The 17,759-nt window shown below is 61.0% G+C and carries 18 protein-coding genes; 8 read left to right on the forward strand and 10 right to left on the reverse strand.

From position 1 onward, the window contains the following. Positions 1-324 precede the first annotated feature (324 nt). Positions 325-1,701 carry an L-serine ammonia-lyase gene (locus tag C1X29_RS02330; RefSeq protein ID WP_007959754.1) on the forward strand — a complete coding sequence of 459 codons (1,377 nt, stop codon included), beginning with the start codon at positions 325-327 and terminating at the stop codon, positions 1,699-1,701. Positions 1,702-2,146: 445 nt separating this feature from the next. Continuing rightward, entirely contained in the window at positions 2,147-3,250 is a 1,104-nt protein-coding gene (locus C1X29_RS02335) for a GlxA family transcriptional regulator (RefSeq protein ID WP_011336300.1), read from the forward strand. 77 nt (positions 3,251-3,327) lie between these two features. Here C1X29_RS02335 and C1X29_RS02340 read toward each other — a convergent pair whose 3' ends face one another. From C1X29_RS02340 to choX, 6 genes are all read right to left on the reverse strand, one after another. Continuing rightward, entirely contained in the window at positions 3,328-3,588 is a 261-nt protein-coding gene (locus tag C1X29_RS02340; RefSeq protein WP_007959758.1) for a hypothetical protein, read from the reverse strand. A 273-nt stretch (positions 3,589-3,861) separates the two neighbouring features. After that, positions 3,862-5,025: a gamma-butyrobetaine dioxygenase gene (locus C1X29_RS02345; RefSeq protein ID WP_102716754.1), complete on the reverse strand. Its 1,164-nt coding sequence runs from the start codon at positions 5,023-5,025 to the stop codon at positions 3,862-3,864. Positions 5,026-5,049: 24 nt separating this feature from the next. Then, the gene (locus C1X29_RS02350; protein WP_102716755.1) at positions 5,050-5,526 is read right to left on the reverse strand and encodes a thioesterase family protein; all 477 of its coding nucleotides are present in this window, start codon (positions 5,524-5,526) and stop codon (positions 5,050-5,052) included. Between the two features lie 223 nt (positions 5,527-5,749). Next, the gene (locus tag C1X29_RS02355; RefSeq protein ID WP_102716756.1) at positions 5,750-6,715 is read right to left on the reverse strand and encodes an L-carnitine dehydrogenase; all 966 of its coding nucleotides are present in this window, start codon (positions 6,713-6,715) and stop codon (positions 5,750-5,752) included. Between the two features lie 70 nt (positions 6,716-6,785). Next, complete coding sequence (locus C1X29_RS02360) at positions 6,786-7,673, reverse strand: 3-keto-5-aminohexanoate cleavage protein (protein ID WP_064380223.1); 888 nt, start codon at positions 7,671-7,673, stop codon at positions 6,786-6,788. A 75-nt stretch (positions 7,674-7,748) separates the two neighbouring features. After that, positions 7,749-8,693 carry a choline ABC transporter substrate-binding protein gene (gene choX, locus C1X29_RS02365; RefSeq protein WP_039768001.1) on the reverse strand — a complete coding sequence of 315 codons (945 nt, stop codon included), beginning with the start codon at positions 8,691-8,693 and terminating at the stop codon, positions 7,749-7,751. Between the two features lie 192 nt (positions 8,694-8,885). On the opposite strand from choX, the gene C1X29_RS02370 reads away from it, so the two are divergent. Next, a complete protein-coding gene (locus tag C1X29_RS02370) occupies positions 8,886-9,830 on the forward strand; it encodes a GlxA family transcriptional regulator (protein ID WP_011336294.1) in 945 nt (314 codons plus the stop codon). Positions 9,831-9,898: 68 nt separating this feature from the next. Next, positions 9,899-11,071 (forward strand): hypothetical protein, encoded by a 1,173-nt coding sequence (locus C1X29_RS02375; protein ID WP_102716757.1) that lies wholly within the window; start codon positions 9,899-9,901, stop codon positions 11,069-11,071. Here the strand turns inward: C1X29_RS02375 and C1X29_RS02380 are convergent, their stop codons facing one another. From C1X29_RS02380 to C1X29_RS02390, 3 genes are read right to left on the reverse strand one after another with little or no spacing between them, the layout of a single operon-like run. Then, complete coding sequence (locus C1X29_RS02380; RefSeq protein ID WP_007959772.1) at positions 11,072-11,488, reverse strand: DUF3010 family protein; 417 nt, start codon at positions 11,486-11,488, stop codon at positions 11,072-11,074. It lies immediately after the preceding gene. Positions 11,489-11,520: 32 nt separating this feature from the next. After that, complete coding sequence (locus tag C1X29_RS02385; RefSeq protein ID WP_085608908.1) at positions 11,521-11,844, reverse strand: helix-turn-helix domain-containing protein; 324 nt, start codon at positions 11,842-11,844, stop codon at positions 11,521-11,523. Next, on the reverse strand, positions 11,828-12,082 hold the full coding sequence (locus C1X29_RS02390; RefSeq protein ID WP_102716758.1) for a type II toxin-antitoxin system RelE/ParE family toxin: 255 nt from the start codon (positions 12,080-12,082) through the stop codon (positions 11,828-11,830). Before C1X29_RS02390 ends, C1X29_RS02385 begins: the two co-directional genes overlap by 17 nt. A gap of 282 nt (positions 12,083-12,364) precedes the next feature. On the opposite strand from C1X29_RS02390, the gene C1X29_RS02395 reads away from it, so the two are divergent. Continuing rightward, entirely contained in the window at positions 12,365-13,330 is a 966-nt protein-coding gene (locus C1X29_RS02395) for a tyrosinase family protein (protein ID WP_102716759.1), read from the forward strand. A 46-nt stretch (positions 13,331-13,376) separates the two neighbouring features. Here the strand turns inward: C1X29_RS02395 and C1X29_RS02400 are convergent, their stop codons facing one another. Continuing rightward, on the reverse strand, positions 13,377-13,778 hold the full coding sequence (locus C1X29_RS02400; RefSeq protein ID WP_007959774.1) for a lysozyme inhibitor LprI family protein: 402 nt from the start codon (positions 13,776-13,778) through the stop codon (positions 13,377-13,379). Positions 13,779-14,012: 234 nt separating this feature from the next. On the opposite strand from C1X29_RS02400, the gene C1X29_RS02405 reads away from it, so the two are divergent. The 3 genes from C1X29_RS02405 to dgcA all read left to right on the forward strand — a co-directional run bounded on the left by C1X29_RS02405 (position 14,013) and on the right by dgcA (position 17,674). Continuing rightward, positions 14,013-14,990 (forward strand): dipeptidase, encoded by a 978-nt coding sequence (locus tag C1X29_RS02405; protein WP_007959776.1) that lies wholly within the window; start codon positions 14,013-14,015, stop codon positions 14,988-14,990. 77 nt (positions 14,991-15,067) lie between these two features. Then, positions 15,068-15,598, forward strand: coding sequence for a DUF5943 domain-containing protein (locus C1X29_RS02410; RefSeq protein WP_007926354.1), 531 nt, complete (start codon positions 15,068-15,070; stop codon positions 15,596-15,598). A gap of 15 nt (positions 15,599-15,613) precedes the next feature. Further along, complete coding sequence (gene dgcA, locus C1X29_RS02415) at positions 15,614-17,674, forward strand: dimethylglycine demethylation protein DgcA (protein WP_011336289.1); 2,061 nt, start codon at positions 15,614-15,616, stop codon at positions 17,672-17,674. Positions 17,675-17,759 lie beyond the last annotated feature (85 nt).

The raw sequence follows: 17,759 nt of genomic DNA on the forward strand, positions 1-17,759 counted from the left end.
GAGTCGATACGATCATGTACCAGTGAAAATCTGACGCCTACAGGGTGCGTCGTATCCAGTACAGGGATGGTCGCATCCAGTGTCAGTGACGTCGTTTACAGCTTTTTTCTGCCCTGTCTGGCCATCTGAACCGCATAAAAACGGCGAAAACACGGGCTGAAACCGGCACGGCGTTAGTGGGCATGAGTACGTCGGTGTCAGACGCCGAACGACCCGGGAAAAGCCCGATGATGCGGGCATTCCGGCGGATCGCAGCTTGAGCGTAGCAGCTCCGCCAGCGGGCGCTTAACGCCCCGGACCGGCACTCTCAGGAGCTCTGCAGCAATGGCTATCAGCGTTTTCGACCTGTTCAAAATCGGCATTGGCCCTTCCAGTTCCCACACCGTCGGGCCCATGCGCGCCGCCGCCCTGTTCGTCGAGTCGTTGCGCGACAAACATCTACTGGAGCAGGTGCGCCGCATCGAGGTGCAGCTGTTCGGTTCGCTGTCGGCCACCGGTGTCGGTCACGGCAGCGACAACGCGGTGATCATGGGGCTGATGGGCGAGTGGCCGGACGCGATCGACCCGTCGCAGATCGGCCCGCGGATCCAGGCTCTGCGTGAAACCCACACGCTGTTGCTCGACGGTCGTTTGTCGGTGCCCTTTATATGGGGCCGCGACATGCGCCTGATCGACGAGAACCTGCCGTTCCACCCCAACGCCATGACCCTGGTCGCCGAAGGCGATCACGGTGAGCTGCACCGCGACACCTACTATTCGGTCGGTGGCGGATTTGTGGTGGACGAGGCGCAGGCCTCCAGCGGCGTGGTGGACCTGGACCGCACCGAATTGCCTTACGACTTTTCCAGCGCGGTGGAGCTGCTGGAGCTGTGCAAGACCCACAACCTGCGCGTGGCCGAATTGATGATGGCCAACGAGAAGGTCTGGCGCAGCGAAGAGGAAATCCGCGCCGGCCTGATGAAGCTCTGGCGGGCGATGCAGGATTGCGTCGAGCAGGGCCTCAAGCACGAAGGCATCCTGCCCGGCGGCCTCAACGTGCGCCGCCGCGCGGCGAAGTTGCACCGCAGCCTTCAGGAATTGAACAAGCCCAATGTGATCGGCTCGACCCTCAGCGCGATGGAGTGGGTCAACCTGTTCGCCCTCGCGGTGAACGAGGAAAACGCTGCTGGCGGACGCATGGTCACGGCGCCCACCAATGGCGCGGCGGGGATCATTCCGGCGGTGCTGCATTACTTCATGAAATTCAGCGAGGCGGTGACCGACGCCAACGTGGTCGACTACTTCCTCGGCGCCGCAGCGGTGGGGATTTTGTGCAAGAAGAACGCCTCGATCTCCGGCGCTGAAGTCGGCTGTCAGGGTGAAGTTGGTTCGGCTTGTGCGATGGCGGCGGCAGGGCTGGCGGAAATCCTCGGCGCGAGTCCCGAGCAGTTGTGCAACGCGGCGGAAATCGGCCTCGAACACAACCTCGGTCTGACCTGCGATCCGGTGGGTGGCCTGGTGCAAGTGCCGTGCATCGAGCGCAATGCGATTGCGGCAGTGAAGGCGATCAACGCGGCGCAGATGGCCTTGCGCGGGGACGGTCAGCACTTTATTTCGCTGGACCGGGTGATCCGCACCATGCGCGATACCGGCGCCGACATGCATGACAAATATAAAGAGACATCGCGGGGCGGGTTGGCGGTCAGCGCGGTTGAATGCTGATTCCTTCGATAACCTCGGACCAGTCAAAACTGCGCACCAAGTGAGCATTGGCAATAAAACGCGCCACCTTTTGGCGCGTCGCTATCAGATAAGAGTCTTTCCCACCTCCAGCGCCTGATTTGCAGGCGCTACCGTCCGTCACCCGTGCCTGCGGTGACACTGTAGGACAATCGCGCGCAGGCCAGTTCCCACAAGTGCTACCGATTTGCTCACACGCTCCGGGGCAGGGCTTTCGCGGCCGCTGATGGCACTTCGAATTACCTCTCGTTGGAGCGCTTGTATAGACGCGTCGCGACGTCGTTTTCAGGAGTTATTGAACAGCCATTCAATTTTAGGCATGGCAATTGCTCTGTCATAACAAAGCCCGTCTCACGCAAGAGAACGATGGCAATAACAAGAGCCTCCGCCTGAGGCCATCACCCGCTTTGTGTGAGGAGATACCGCGATGACGTCGTTCAACTCCGGGGCTCAACCCCAGAACCGTGCGCCTCAATCCATCGGCTTTCTGCTGCTGGACAATTTCACGCTGATTTCCCTGGCTTCCGCAGTCGAACCCCTGCGCATGGCCAACCAGTTGTCCGGTCGCGAGCTGTATCGCTGGACCACCCTCACTGTCGATGGCGGCCAGGTCTGGGCCAGTGACGGTCTGCAGATCACCCCCGACGCCTCCATGCACAAAGCCCCGGCCCTCGACACCGTTATCGTGTGCGGCGGGATCGGCATTCAGCGCACCGTTACCCGTGAACACGTCTCGTGGCTGCAAAGCCAGGCGCGTCAGTCCCGTCGCCTCGGCGCCGTGTGCACCGGCAGCTGGGCCCTGGCCTGCGCCGGCCTGCTCGACGGCTTCGATTGCAGCGTGCACTGGGAATGTCTGGCGGCGATGCAGGAAGCTTTCCCGCGCGTTGCGATGAGCACCCGGCTGTTCACCCTCGACCGTAACCGTTTCACCAGCTCCGGCGGCACCGCGCCGCTGGACATGATGCTGCACCTGATCAGCCGCGATCACGGCCGTGAACTGTCCGCCGCGATCTCGGAAATGTTCGTCTACGAACGTATCCGCAACGAGCAGGATCACCAGCGTGTGCCGCTCAAGCACATGCTCGGCACCAACCAGCCGAAACTGCAGGAAATCGTCGCGCTGATGGAAGCCAACCTGGAAGAGCCGATCGACCTCGACGAACTGGCGGTGTACGTCGCCGTGTCCCGTCGTCAGCTCGAGCGCCTGTTCCAGAAATACCTGCATTGCTCGCCGTCGCGCTACTACCTCAAGCTGCGCCTGATCCGCGCGCGACAACTGCTGAAGCAGACGCCGATGTCGATCATCGAAGTGGCGTCGGTCTGCGGGTTCGTGTCGACACCGCACTTCTCCAAGTGCTACCGCGAATACTTCGGCATTCCGCCGCGTGACGAGCGCGTCGGCTCCAACACCACCCAGCAGGTGGCGATGATGCCGCTGCCGCAGGCCATCGTGATGTCGCCGTTGTCCGGGCCGATGTCGGCGTTGAGCCAGGCACGCAACGAGTCGACCTTCGCCAGCGTGCGCCTCTAAAACGAAAGATCGCAGCCTGCGACAGCGCCTTCAGGAAGGGCACTGTCGCAGGCTGCGATCTTTTTTTCGGTCAGATGTCAGGCGCGGGTTTGCTGATACTGCGCCAGGGCCGGCAGCAACTGCTTGTCGATGGCTTCGCGCACGGTCGGCTGAATGCTCGCGCTGCTGGTGTACATCTGCTTGACCATGGTGCGCAGCGTGTTGGCCCGCACATCGTCCAGACCCCGCACCGCGCACTCGCAGGCCTGCTGGGCAGTGGAGCCCGACGGTACTTCGAATCCCAACGACTTGAGCTGGCCCAACAGGTCTTCCTGATCGATCAAATCGGCATACATCATGACGCGAATCCTTCTTCGGCAACGGAGGTCGTGGCTCGATTCTGGTAGGCCTGCCCAGGCACGGCAAGGGCGATTTGTCGCAGTGGCCGCGACAACTATGAACAGGTCGTTTTCGGCTAACTCGCCGTCAAGGGGAGTGGGCACACTGGCCTCAGCTTGCTTCACGAAGGTTTGGTCACCCTCGCCACGGCAGCTCCTCAACAGTACCCTCGCCCCGATCCTGTCACGGCTTGTATCGGGGCTTTTTTTGCCTGCGAATTACGATGATGCGGTCTAGCGTTGCAACACCAGAATCCGCGACAGCAACTCGTCTCGGTCGATGTAGCAGCCCTGGAAATGCCGGGCCCCGGTGGTCGGGTCGAACGCATTGCGCGCGTGCAGGGTGCGGCGGTTGTCGAAGCACCACAGCTCGCCCGGATTGAGTCGTTGCATGACCCGGAAACGTGGCTCGCGGGTCATGGCGATGAAGCGCCGGTAAGCGCGATACAGCAAGGGCATTTGCTCCACAGACGTGTCGAACGCCCCGCGCAGAAAGTTGGCCATGCGGATTTCTGCGACCCGGCCCAACGCGTCCAGGGCGATGATCGGCGCCAGGCAGCGATAATCGCTGTGGCGGTCCTTGTTGCGAAACTCCACCGGGATCTCGCACAGCGCCTGAAACGACGCGGGGTCTTCCTGACGCAACGCTTCGGCAATCGCAAAACCGTCGACGAAAATGCTCTCGCCACCCTCGGCGTCGTTCACCAGACAATGCAGAAATTGCAGCCCCGGTTGCAGCTCGCGGGTCGGCAGATCCGTGTGCAATGGCAGGTTGAAAGCGGTGTAGGCATTGCTGTCGGCATCGGCCTTGGATTGCACGTTGAACAGCACGCCGAAGTTGCTCTCGCGGATGAACGAAATGCGCTGGGCGATCAGCTTCAGCGAGCCGGGTTCGGTGGGCGCGCCACGCACCTGAGTCAGACCGATATCGCGTACTGCCAGCAACCATTGCAGCAACGCGGCGTTGTCGTTCATCAGGGCTGAGTAGTCGAACACCGGCAACTGCAAATCGCTGCGCCACAGGAAGGGTTTCGGCTTGGAGGCGAGGCGTTCGGTGCGCGATTCATCATCGTAGGCGTGGGCCCGCAGCCAGCCGGCATCGAAGCGGCTGAGGTGGCCGTCCTGCCAGTCGATGCGCAGGCAGCCATCGGTGTCGATGTGCGCGGCGGAGGGCGACAGATCCTGCGCCGCATCGACGATCTCGAACACCTGCTCGCGGGTGACGCTGTAGACGCAGTGCGGACACGGACAATTGTCGCGCAGCCACACGTGGTGGAACGGGCTGACACGCCCGTCGGCCCATTCAATCAGGACGCGATCCGCCAGGTTCTGCACGCCGTTCAGCGCGCTGATTAACGGATAAGTACGGAAATCGGCAACGGCAACGGCGGTTTGCATGGCGGCTCCTTGTGATGGATGGGTTTACCGGGCTGGGGGCAGGGCGATGACCCGGCCGATGTAAGCCGGGGCGGGCAGATCGGCCTGCTCGGCGACGATGGCTTGCAGACGGCTCAGGGTGTCCGGGGGAAACGGCGCGGAACGCGGCCCGGCGAGGTCGACGTGCAGCAGCATCTGTTCGTTGCCGGCCAGCTCCTTGTCGCCGCCGGCCAAGTGCAGGCTGTGATAGAGGTGCAGGCGTTTCTGGTCGTGGCCGATGATCTGCGTGCGCACTTCGACTTCGGCGTCGAGCTTCACTTCGTGCAGGTAGTTGAGGTGCAGTTCGAGGGTGAACAACGAGTGACCGCTGGCTTCGCGGTTGTTGCTGTCCATGCCGAGACGATCCATCAGAGCGTCGGTGGCGTAGCTGAAAATCAGCAGATAGAAGGCGTCGCGCAGGTGGCCGTTGTAGTCGACCCAGTCGGGGATGATGCGGGTTTGGTAGGTGGTTAGGGTGGGCATGGTCGGGTTCCGGCAGATGGTTGGTCGTTGAGATCAAAAGCCACCCCTCACCCCAGCCCTCTCCCCAAGGGGGAGAGGGGGAAAGGGAGCAGACCGGGGGCTTTTCAAAGCCTGAGTTCGGCTCGGTCGTTCAGGTCGGCGTAACTCTAAAGAACAACTCGGTCAGTCCCCTCTCCCTCCGGGAGAGGGTTAGGGTGAGGGCAGCGATCTCTCGTCGATCACATTACTCACTGAACGCCATGCCATGCTTTTGCTTGGTGGTCTTCACCGCCTCAAGCACCGCCAGCAAGCAATCATCACGATAGCGCTCCAGCGCCGAAATACTGTGCCGGCCCAGTTGATCGCTGGTGCCGTCCACCACATCGTCGATCAACTTGTCGGTCAGTTCCGGTGCCGGCAGGTACGTCCACGGCAACTGCAACGCCGGGCCGAACTGCGACATGAAGTGGCGCATACCGGCATCGCCACCGGCCAGGGTGTAGGTTAAGAACGTACCCATGAACGACCAGCGCAGACCGGCACCAAAGCGGATCGCATCGTCGATTTCACCGGTGGTCGCCACCCCGTCGTTGACCAGATGCAGCGCCTCGCGCCACAGCGCTTCGAGCAGGCGGTCGGCGATGAAGCCCGGCACTTCCTTGCGCACATGCAGCGGGCGCATGCCAAGGGATTCGTAGACTTTCAATGCCGCTTGAACCGCTTCCGGCGCGGTGTTTTTGCCGCCGACCACTTCCACCAGCGGCAGCAGGTAAACCGGGTTGAACGGGTGACCGACCACGCAACGTTCCGGGTGGGTCGAGCTCTCGTAGAACTCGCTTGGCAACAGACCCGAGGTGCTGGACCCGATCAGGGCATTCGGCTTGGCTGCCGCACTGATTTTGCTGTGCAGATCCAGTTTCAGTTCGAGGCGTTCCGGGGCGCTTTCCTGGATGAAGTCCGCATCGCGCACGCATTCTTCAATGGTCGCGACAAAGCGCAGGCGATCCTGCGACGCGCCCGGCGCCAGACCGTTTTTCTCCAGCGCCCCCCAGGCGTTGGCCACGCGTTTGCGCAGCGCCGCTTCGGCACCCGGCGCCGGGTCCCAGGCCACCACGTCGAGGCCGTGGGCGAGGGCGCGGGCGACCCAGCCGCTGCCGATGACGCCGCTGCCCAGTGCTGCGAAGGTTTTGATTTCGGTGATAAAGCTCATGGTCACTTCCTGGAATGAGGCAAAAAAACGGTGGGCGTCAATGGCCCGCCCACCGGGGGAAAGGGTGATTTCAGCCGCGCTGGGTCAGGCCCATCTTCTTGCGGCCTTCAGCCGGGGTCAGCACGCGGGCGCCGAGGCGGCTGAGGATCTCTGTGGCGCGTTCGACCAGTTGGCCGTTGGTCGCCAGCACACCTTTGTCCAGCCACAGGTTGTCTTCCAGACCGACCCGCACGTTGCCGCCAAGCAGCACCGCTTGCGCGGCCATCGGCATCTGCATCCGGCCGATGCCGAACCCGGCCCACACCGCGTCGGCAGGCAGGTTGTCGACCATAGCTTTCATGGTGGTGGTGTCGGCTGGCGCACCCCACGGGATGCCCAGGCACAGCTGGAACAGTGGATTGTCGAGCAGGCCTTCCTTGATCATCTGTTTGGCGAACCACAGGTGGCCGGTGTCGAAAATCTCCAGCTCCGCCTTCACGCCCAGCTCGGTGATGCGCTTGGCGCCAGCCCGCAGCTGGGCCGGGGTGGAGACGTAAATGGTGTCGCCGTCGCCGAAGTTCAGGGTGCCGCAATCCAGGGTGCAGATTTCCGGCAGCAGTTCTTCAACGTGGGCCAGACGGGTCAGCGGGCCGACCAGATCGGTGTTCGGGCCGAACTCCATCGGGTTCTCGCCGGGGCCGATTTCCAGGTCACCGCCCATGCCGGCGGTGAGGTTGACGATGATGTCGACGTCGGCTTCGCGGATGCGCTCCATGACTTCGCGGTACAGCGCCACGTCGCGGCTGAACTTGCCGGTCTGCGGGTCGCGGACGTGGCAGTGCACGACCGTGGCGCCGGCCTTGGCCGCTTCTACTGCGGCTGCGGCGATCTGTTTCGGGGTGACCGGCACGTGAGGGCTCTTGGCGGTCGTGTCGCCAGCACCGGTGAGTGCGCAGGTGATGATGACGTCGTGGTTCATGGTGCGTTTTCCTTCAGGCGTGATGGGTCTGTTCGCAGCCCGTGGCGGGCTGCGAAGTGGTTCGTTCGTTGCGGTTTATTTGCTGGTGAGCTGGAGGTTTTCAGCCGCCGGTTTGCCATCGAAAGTGGTGACGCCTTCGAGCCAGCGCTGTTTGTCCTGCGGGTGATCCTTGAGCCATTGCTTGGCCGATTCGAAAGCGTCCTTGTGATCGAGCAGCGGCTGCATCATCCGGCTCTCGTCTTCGGCGGTGAACGTCAGGTTGCTCAGCAGGCGGCTGACGTTCGGGCATTGTTCGGCATATTTCGGCGCGGTGACGGTCCACACGGTGGCCATGCCTTCGTTCGGGCCGAGGGCATCGTCGCTGCCGGTCAGATAAGTCATCTGCACGTTGACGTTCATCGGGTGCGGCGCCCAGCCGAAGAACACCACGGCTTCCTTGCGGCGCACTGCGCGATCGACGGCGGCGAGCATGCCGGCCTCGCTGGATTCGACGAGCTGGAATTTGCCAAGGCCGAACTGGTTCTTGGCGATCATCGCCTTGATCTGGGTGTTGGCGCCCGAGCCTGGTTCGATGCCGTAGATCTTGCCGCCCAGTTCTTTCTCGAACTTGGCGATGTCGGCGAAGGTTTTCAGGCCCTTGTCTGCCAGATAAGTCGGCACGGCGAGGGTGGCGCGCGCATCCTTGAGGCTCGGCGCTTCAAGCACCTTGACCTGGTTGGCCTCGACGAACGGGGTGATGGTCTGGGTCATCAGCGGGTTCCAGTAGCCGAGGAACAGATCCAGACGCTGGTCGCGGATGCCGGCGAAGACGATCTGCTGGGAGGCGCTGGTCTGTTTGGTGCTGTAGCCGAGGCCGTCGAGCAGAACCTGGGCCATGGCGCTGGTGGCGATCACGTCGGTCCAGTTCACCACGCCCATGCGCACGTTCTGACACGATGCGGAATCGGCCGCCATGACACTGGCGCTTAAAAACGCGGTACCGCTGAGTGCGAGAACACAGCTGCTGATCAGTCGTTTCATGTCGGGTTCCTCGGCAGGTCGTTATTGTGGGTTCCGGCGTCTGTGCGCCGGTGATGCTCAAATTACGCAGCAATGCCCCCGCAAAAACGCACTGCGGCGACCAGCTCTTGCACTGCAGCGACCTGTGCTCTTGAATGCCGCCGACAACTGGCGTATCAACGTTGCACGCTACCCGCTGACCGAGTGCGCGCCATGTCCCAGGATTTCTACTTTCTGTTGATGCCGGGTTTTTCCGCCATCGGTTTCATCTCCGCGATCGAACCGCTGCGGGTGGCCAACCGCTTTCGCGGCGAGTTGTATCGCTGGCACGTCTTGAGCGCCGATGGCGGGGCGGTGCTGGCGAGTAACGGGATGTCGGTCAACGCCGATGCGGCGCTGGAGCCGCTGAAGAAAGGGGCGACGCTGCTGGTGGTCGCCGGTTTTGAACCGCTGAAGTTCGCCACCCCGGCGCTGGAGCACTGGCTGCGACGGCTGGACAACGAAGGCGTGACCCTCGGCGCCATCGACACCGGCAGCTTCGTCCTCGCCGAAGCCGGTTTGCTCGATGGCCATCGCCTGACCCTGCACTGGGAGGCCATCGACGCCTTCAAGGAATCTTATCCACAGCTCAGCGTCACCCAGGAGCTGTTTGAGATCGACCGTCGGCGCATCACGTCGGCCGGCGGCACCGCGTCCATCGACCTGATGCTCGACCTGATCGCCCAGGCCCACGGCCCGCAGCTGGCGATCCAGGTCAGCGAGCAGTTTGTATTGGGGCGGATTCGTCCGCGCAAGGACCACCAGCGCATGGAGGTCGCCACGCGCTACGGCATCAGCAACAAGAAGCTGGTGCATGTGATTGGCGAGATGGAGCAGCACAGCGAACCGCCGCTGACCACCCTGGAGCTGGCGGAATCGATCAAGGTGACAAGGCGGCAACTGGAGCGGTTGTTCCGCCTGCACCTGAACGACACGCCGAGCAATTTCTATCTGCGCCTAAGACTGGAAAAGGCCCGACAGCTGCTGCGCCAGACCGACATGAGCGTGCTGGAAGTCAGCATCGCCTGCGGGTTTGAATCACCGTCGTATTTCACCCGCAGCTACCGGGCGAAGTTTGCGCGGTGTCCGCGAGAGGATCGGCGACGGGAGGCCGTTTGACGGACGATTATAGTTAATTATACTTTCAGGTATAAATTACAGTCGTTTGAATAATTGAGTGTAAACCCATGTCCCGAAACAACGGCTTCGCCTTCCGCCGCCCCGCTCTGGCCCGCAGCGTTGCCGATGGTCTGGTGGGTGCAGGTCTGCAGGATTTCACCTCCGGCCTTTTTCTGGCAGCGCCGCGTCGCACAGGCAAAAGCACCTTCCTGCGCGAGGACCTGATCCCGGAATGCCAGGCCCGAGGCTGGCTGACGGTTTACGTCGACCTGTGGGCCGACAAGGAAAAAGACCCTGCTGACTTGATCGCCAGTGCCATTGCAGGCGCGTTGGTCCCCTTTGAAAAGGGCATCCGCAAACTGGCGAAGAATATCGGCATCGAAAAACTCAGCTTTCTGCGCACCTTGTCCTGGGATTTCACCAAGCCGCAACTGCCGGCCGGCGCGACCCTGACGCAAGCGCTGGAACTGCTCCACAGTGCCGCCGAAAAATCCGTAGTGCTGGTGATCGATGAGGCTCAGCACGCGCTCACCACCGCCGCGGGCATCAACGCGATGTTTGCCCTGAAGGCTGCGCGGGATCAGCTCAACCAGGGACGTGAAGGCGAGGGCAGCGGTTTGCATCTGGTGTTCACCGGTTCCAATCGCGACAAACTCGCCCATCTGGTGCTGGGCAAGAGCCAACCGTTCTTCGGCTCGAGCATCACGCCCTTTCCATTGCTGGGGAAAGAGTTCACCCAGGCGTATACCTTGCACCTCAACGCCCATCTGGCCGAGACCAACCAGTTCAGTGCGGCCGATATCGATGACGCCTTTGAATTGGTGGGGCGACGCCCGGAAATGTTGCGCACCATCATCGGCGAAGTCGCGCTGGAGTTGGGCGAGGCCAGCAATCTGGGGCAGTTGCTGCAAAGCCGTGCCGAATTGTTGCGCGCAGGCGTGTGGACCGAGTTCGAAAGCGCCTGGAACGCGCTGACCATCCCTCAGCGCGCCGTGCTGGAGGTGATGGTGGAGCGCTCACAGAACAACGAGCCTTTTGCACCGTTCACTGACAGCACACTCATGGCAGTCGGCAAGGCACTGGAAAACATGGGCAGCGACGTGGTGCCGGGCACCCAGACCATTCAGGCCTGCATCGATGCCCTGCGCGACAAGGAGCTGGTGTGGAAGTCGAGCCGTGGGGGCTATGCGCTGGAGGATAAGTCCTTCGGTGATTGGCTGAGCGCACGTAAAGCGCGCTAGCTACTTCTTCACCAATGCCGAGCACGCTGCCTTGTAGGCTTCATGCTGATACTTGTTCAGCGTGCCCGGCAGCTCGAAATTGTGCTTTTTGGCCTGGGCATTGATCGTCTGCGGCGACAGCAGCGTCACCTCGCAACCGTCCAGCAACTGAAACACGCCCTCGATCTTGAACGTGGTCGGCCCACCGGCAAACTCGCCCTTCTTGCTGCGCTTCTTGATCGCGATGCGATCTATCGAGTTCTCGCGCACGAACGACGCCACCTGAGCGGCGAACAGCTTCACGTTGGCCGCCTCGTCGTCATCGTCCAGCGCGATTTTCTTGGTGTTCAGCGCGACATGGCTCAACACCGAACCGTCGAGGGACGCCACGGCGATGATCGCTTCACTGCCTTTGATTTCGATACCGCAGATGTTCATGTGAATCCCTTGATTGGCTGAAGAGGTGCAGCTTACAGCTCAAGCTGGTTGGCGGTGATGCCAAATGCCGCTGCAATCTTCTCGCGAGTGGCCTTGCGCGGCTTTGCAACGGTTTCCTGCTGGGCAAAAGCCGGCTGTGAAATGCCCATGCGCCGAGCTACTTCTTCCTGGGTCAGGTTGAGATGTTCGCGCCAGGCCCTGATCGGAGTTGCCCCGTCGACAATGCGACTGACCACCTCATGGGGAATCAGGTCAGGCTCCATTTTCTGCGCCACATATTGCGCGTACGGAATGACTACGAAAGCGGGTTTGCCCTCGGAATCATTGATGATTTGGATGTCAGTAAGTGCGTTCATCGCGTTTTTTTACCTCTTGAATACTGACCACTTTGATCGCGCCATTCCAGTCAAACATGACTCGGTAACTACCGACGCGCAGCCGATAGGCGTAGTCATGACCAACCAGTGCTTTCACATTGCCCACATCAGGCATATCACCGAGCACCGTGATGGCATCTCTGACCTGACGCTGATGAGCGGAATGCAATTTCAGGAGTTGCTTAACGGCCTTTCGAGTCCAGTGGATGCTGTTCATGGCAGAATATAAGTCTTTTATAAGATTTGCGAATCTTTGCTTATATTTTTCAGGTGGCCAATAAACAACGTTCGACCGAATGTTGCAGGGTGCATGGCGGGGAAAATTTCGGGCTTAGCTGTCATCCACGAATTACTCAGAGGTAAATACCGTTCATCTGAAACCGGGGGCGACCTGTTATTTCTGACAGTAGATCCTTATCGACATTGCCTCGAAGATTGATGCGAGAGCCATCATCGGCTCTGAACATGAGAACGACTGTTCCGGCAAAGGAGTCGCACAATGATCATCAGGAAAAACATTCGCTCGCATACGGCCGTCGAGCGGGCAGCCTTCATCAACTGTCTGCTCACCCTCAAGCGTAATGGGGGGTACGACAAATATGTGCACTGGCATCACCAAGTGATGAAACCCACTGTGCATCCTTGGGAACCGCAAGATTCTGATTATCGAAACGGAGCCCACCTTGGCCCGGCATTTCTGCCATGGCATCGAGAAATGCTGATGCAGCTTGAGACGGATTTGCGCGCGATTGATCCTCAAGTGACTCTGCCATATTGGGACTGGACTGAAGATGTGTCGGATCCGACAGGCTCACCCGTCTGGACGGATCAATGGATGGGTGGCAATGGCAGTCAAGGTGATCATGACCGAGTACAGACCGGACCTTTTGCTCACCAGTACGGAAACTGGCCGGTTCCTGCCTACCCGGAGAACGGTGAGACGGAACCTGGTCTCAAGCGTCAGTTCGGCGTTCTTGTTACCTCGCTTCCGACGTCGGAAGACGTGGAAATGGCGATGCGAGAGTGGTTATATGACACGCCGCCTTACGATTCCGGCCCATACACCAGGGGATTTCGCAATCGACTAGAGGGGTGGATCACGCAGCGAGGTGATCCTCAAGTCACCACCCCGGGTTCGCAGCTGCACAACCGCGTCCACCTGTGGATAGGGGGCAACATGTTGGCCATGACCTCCCCTGAAGATCCGGTGTTCTTCCTGCATCATTGTAATATCGACAGGATCTGGGCGGAGTGGCAGGCAAAAATGGCGCTGGACAATCCGCAGTGGGCTCCGCATTACACGCCGATCCGTGGTGGGCCGCCCGGTCATAACTTTGATGACGCGCTCGCGCCATGGACGAGAACCATCAGAGATGTCATGGACATCCGCGCACTGGGTTATGACTACGCACCCATCCAGCCGTTGCAGAAGAGTCCGTTCAAGTCGCCCTTCATGGCGTCTTGACGATGGGGTGTCAACGTTCCTGCCCGACTCGTGCGGGGGAGCGTTCTCACTCCTGTCCGATCGACTCCAAAAACTCCGACCGCTCGTCACTCATACGCGCCACGCAGTCATTCTGCGCAATCTTGAATGCCTTGCTGCCGTCTGTCGCCGGGAAGGCTTCCACGGCGCAGTCCGCGTCGCGGGTTTTCAGCCATTGTTGCTGGGCGGCCTTGAGTTTGGCGGTGATGTCGGCCAGTTGCGCCGGGTTCTTGCCGTAGGTGGTCTGCATGCGCTCGTTCAAGCTGGCGTAGTTGTCCTTGAGCAGGTCTTCGGCGGTGGTGCGGCTGTAGGTCGAGCATTCCAGGGTCTGGATGTCGTTTTCCACCGCGTCGCACGGGTTGTTGTCGGACTCTTCGGCGGCGTGTACGCCGGTCGCAATCAGGGCCAGGGCCAGGAAGATCGATTTCATTGATGTCGCCGCTCTAATCCAGTGGTGTTTCCGGGATGCGGCAGATTCTGGCTCAAGCTCGCGGGCTTGAACAGGTGGCCGGTCGGACCGGTTGGCGACCCTTTGTCGCGGATTGACGCTTTCGGCAATTCCCCTGTCGTTTTTGCACCCGGCTGGTCGCGCACCGAGGCATATGCTGGCCCCAAAGCGCCGGCAGACGATTCGGCGCATGAATCGCCAATAAGGGGACGCCTGATGAGCCCAGCCGAATTACACGCCGACAGCATCGTTATCGACGGTCTGATCATTGCCAAATGGAACCGCGAGCTGTTCGAAGACATGCGCAAGGGCGGTCTGACGGCGGCCAACTGCACCGTGTCGGTGTGGGAGGGCTTTCAGGCCACGGTCAACAACATCGCTGCCAGCCAGAAACTGATTCGCGAAAACAGCGACCTGGTGATCCCCGTCCGCACCACCGCCGACATCCGCAAGGCCAAGGAGCAGGGCAAGACCGGCATCCTCTTCGGCTTCCAGAACGCCCATGCGTTCGAAGACCAGATCGGCTATGTCGAGGTGTTCAAGCAGCTCGGCGTCGGCATCGTGCAGATGTGCTACAACACCCAGAACCTGGTGGGTACCGGTTGCTACGAACGTGACGGTGGCCTGTCGGGCTTCGGTCGCGAAATCGTCGCCGAGATGAACCGTGTCGGCGTCATGTGCGACCTGTCCCACGTCGGCTCCAAGACTTCCGAGGAAGTCATCCTCGAATCGAAAAAACCGGTCTGCTATTCCCACTGTCTGCCGTCGGGGCTGAAAGAGCACCCGCGCAACAAGTCCGATGAAGAGCTCAAGTTTATTGCTGACCACGGCGGTTTCGTCGGCGTGACCATGTTCGCGCCGTTCCTGGCCAAGGGCATTGATTCGACCATCGACGACTACGCCGAAGCCATCGAATACACCATGAACATCGTCGGCGAAGACGCCATCGGCATCGGCACCGACTTCACCCAGGGTCACGGTCAGGACTTCTTCGAATACCTGACCCACGACAAGGGCTACGCCCGCCGTCTGACCAACTTCGGCAAGATCATCAACCCGCTGGGCATCCGCACCGTCGGCGAGTTCCCGAACCTGACCGAAACCCTGCTCAAGCGCGGCCACTCCGAGCGCGTGGTACGCAAGATCATGGGTGAAAACTGGGTCAACGTCCTCAAGGACGTCTGGGGCGAGTAAGCCGCCGCTTCCCGAATACTTCCCCCCGGCCGTCCGCGCCGGGGGCAACACCAAAATTTTTCTGGAGTTAAGTTTCCATGGCCAAGATCGCCCCGCAATTGCCAATCGAAGTCGACAGCGAGACCGGTGTCTGGACCTCCGACGCCCTGCCGATGCTGTACGTGCCACGGCATTTCTTCGTCAACAACCACATGGGCATCGAGGAAGTACTGGGCGCTGACGCCTATGCCGAAATCCTCTACAAGGCCGGCTACAAATCCGCCTGGCACTGGTGTGAAAAAGAAGCCGAGTGCCACGGCCTGGAAGGCGTCGCGGTGTTCGAGCACTACATGAAGCGCCTGTCGCAGCGCGGCTGGGGCCTGTTCAAGATCCAGGACATCGACCTCGACAAAGGCACCGCCAGCGTCAAGCTCGAACACTCGGCGTTCGTCTACGTCTACGGCAAGGTCGGGCGCAAGGTCGACTACATGTTCACCGGCTGGTTTGCCGGTGCCATGGACCAGATCCTCGCCGCTCGCGGCAGCAAGATCCGCACCGTGGCCGAGCAGGTCTACGGTGGCTCCGAAGAAGGCCACGACGACGGCCTGTTCACCGTCAAGCCGTTGTAAGTCGAGGAACCCGCCATGGCTTTCGAAGCAATGTTTCAGCCAATTCAAATTGGCAAACTGACCATCCGCAACCGCGTGCTCAGCACCGCGCACGCCGAGGTCTACGCGACCGACGGCGGCATGACCACCGAACGGTACGTCAAATATTATGAAGAGAAAGCCAAGGGCGGCATCGGCCTGGCGATCTGTGGCGGTTCGTCCGTGGTGGCGATCGACAGCCCGCAGCAATGGTGGAGTTCGGTGAACCTGTCCACCGACCGGATCATCCCGCACTTCCAGAATCTCGCCGACGCCATGCACAAGCATGGCGCCAAGATCATGATCCAGATTACCCACATGGGCCGTCGCTCCCGTTGGGACGGTTTCCACTGGCCGACCCTGATGTCGCCGTCGGGTATCCGCGAACCGGTGCACCGCGCCACCTGCAAGACCATCGAGCCGGAAGAGATCTGGCGGGTGATCGGCAACTACGCGCAAGCCGCGCGCCGCGCCAAGGCCGGTGGCCTGGACGGCGTCGAACTGTCGGCCGTGCACCAGCACATGATCGACCAGTTCTGGAGCCCGCGCGTCAACAAGCGGACCGACGAATGGGGCGGCACCTTTGAAGGCCGGATGAAGTTCGGTCTGGAAGTCCTGAAAGCCGTGCGTGCCGAGGTCGGTGACGACTTCTGCGTCGGCATGCGTATCTGCGGTGACGAGTTCCACCCGGACGGTCTGTCCCACGAAGACATGAAGCAGATCGCCAAATATTACGACGACACCGGCATGCTCGATTTCATCGGCGTCGTCGGCTCGGGTTGTGACACCCACAACACCCTGGCCAACGTGATTCCGAACATGAGTTATCCACCGGAGCCGTTCCTGCACCTGGCGGCCGGGATTAAGGAAGTGGTCAAGGTTCCGGTGCTGCACGCGCAGAACATCAAGGACCCGAACCAGGCCACGCGGATTCTGGAGGGCGGTTACGTCGACATGGTCGGTATGACCCGCGCCCACATCGCCGACCCGCACCTGATCGCCAAGATCAAGATGGGCCAGATCGACCAGATCAAGCAGTGCGTCGGCGCCAACTACTGCATCGACCGTCAGTATCAAGGTCTGGACGTGCTGTGCATCCAGAACGCTGCGACTTCCCGTGAATACATGGGCGTGCCGCACATCATCGAGAAATCCACCGGGCCGAAACGCAAGGTGGTGATCGTCGGTGCCGGCCCGGCGGGGATGGAAGCTGCCCGTGTGGCGGCCGAGCGTGGCCACGACGTGACCCTGTTCGAGAAGAAGGAATTCATCGGCGGGCAGATCACTACGGCCTCGAAAGCACCGCAGCGTGACCAGATCGCCGGCATCACCCGCTGGTTCCAGCTGGAGCTCGCGCGACTGAAAGTCGACCTGCGACTGGGCACTGCGGCGGACGCCGACACCATCATGGATCTGCGTCCGGACATCGTGGTGCTGGCCGTTGGCGGGCATCCGTACCTGGAACAGAACGAACACTGGGGCGCCGCCGAAGGGCTGGTGGTCAGCAGCTGGGACGTGCTCGACGGCAAGGTCGCGCCGGGCAAGAACGTGCTGGTCTACGACACCATTTGCGAGTTCACCGGGATGTCGGTGGCCGACTTCCTCGCCGACAAGGGCAGCCAGGTCGAGATCGTCACCGACGACATCAAGCCGGGCGTGGCCATCGGCGGTACGTCGTTCCCGACCTACTACCGCAGCATGTACCCGAAAGAAGTGATCATGACCGGCGACATGATGCTGGAGAAGGTCTACCGCGAAGGCGACAAGCTCGTCGCGGTGCTGGAGAACGAATACACCGGCGCCAAAGAGGAGCGGGTGGTGGATCAGGTGGTCGTCGAGAACGGCGTGCGCCCGGACGAAGAAATCTACTACGCCCTCAAGGACGGTTCGCGCAACAAGGGCCAGATCGATGTCGAGGCACTGTTTGCGATCCAGCCACAACCTTCGTTGAGCAGCACCGGCGACGGTTACTTGCTGTTCCGCATCGGTGACTGCGTGGCGCAGCGTAATACCCACGCCGCCATCTACGACGCACTCCGGCTCTGTAAGGATTTTTGACGGCTCAGCTGCGAGCCCAAGCTGCAAGCCGCAAGTAAAAGCACTGCAGTTTCCACTGCTCTTTCTTGCAGCTTGTAGCTTGTAG

Origin of the sequence: Pseudomonas sp. GW456-12-10-14-LB2 (assembly GCF_002884345.1) — a bacterium.
GTDB classification, from domain to species: domain Bacteria; phylum Pseudomonadota; class Gammaproteobacteria; order Pseudomonadales; family Pseudomonadaceae; genus Aquipseudomonas; species Aquipseudomonas paraglycinae.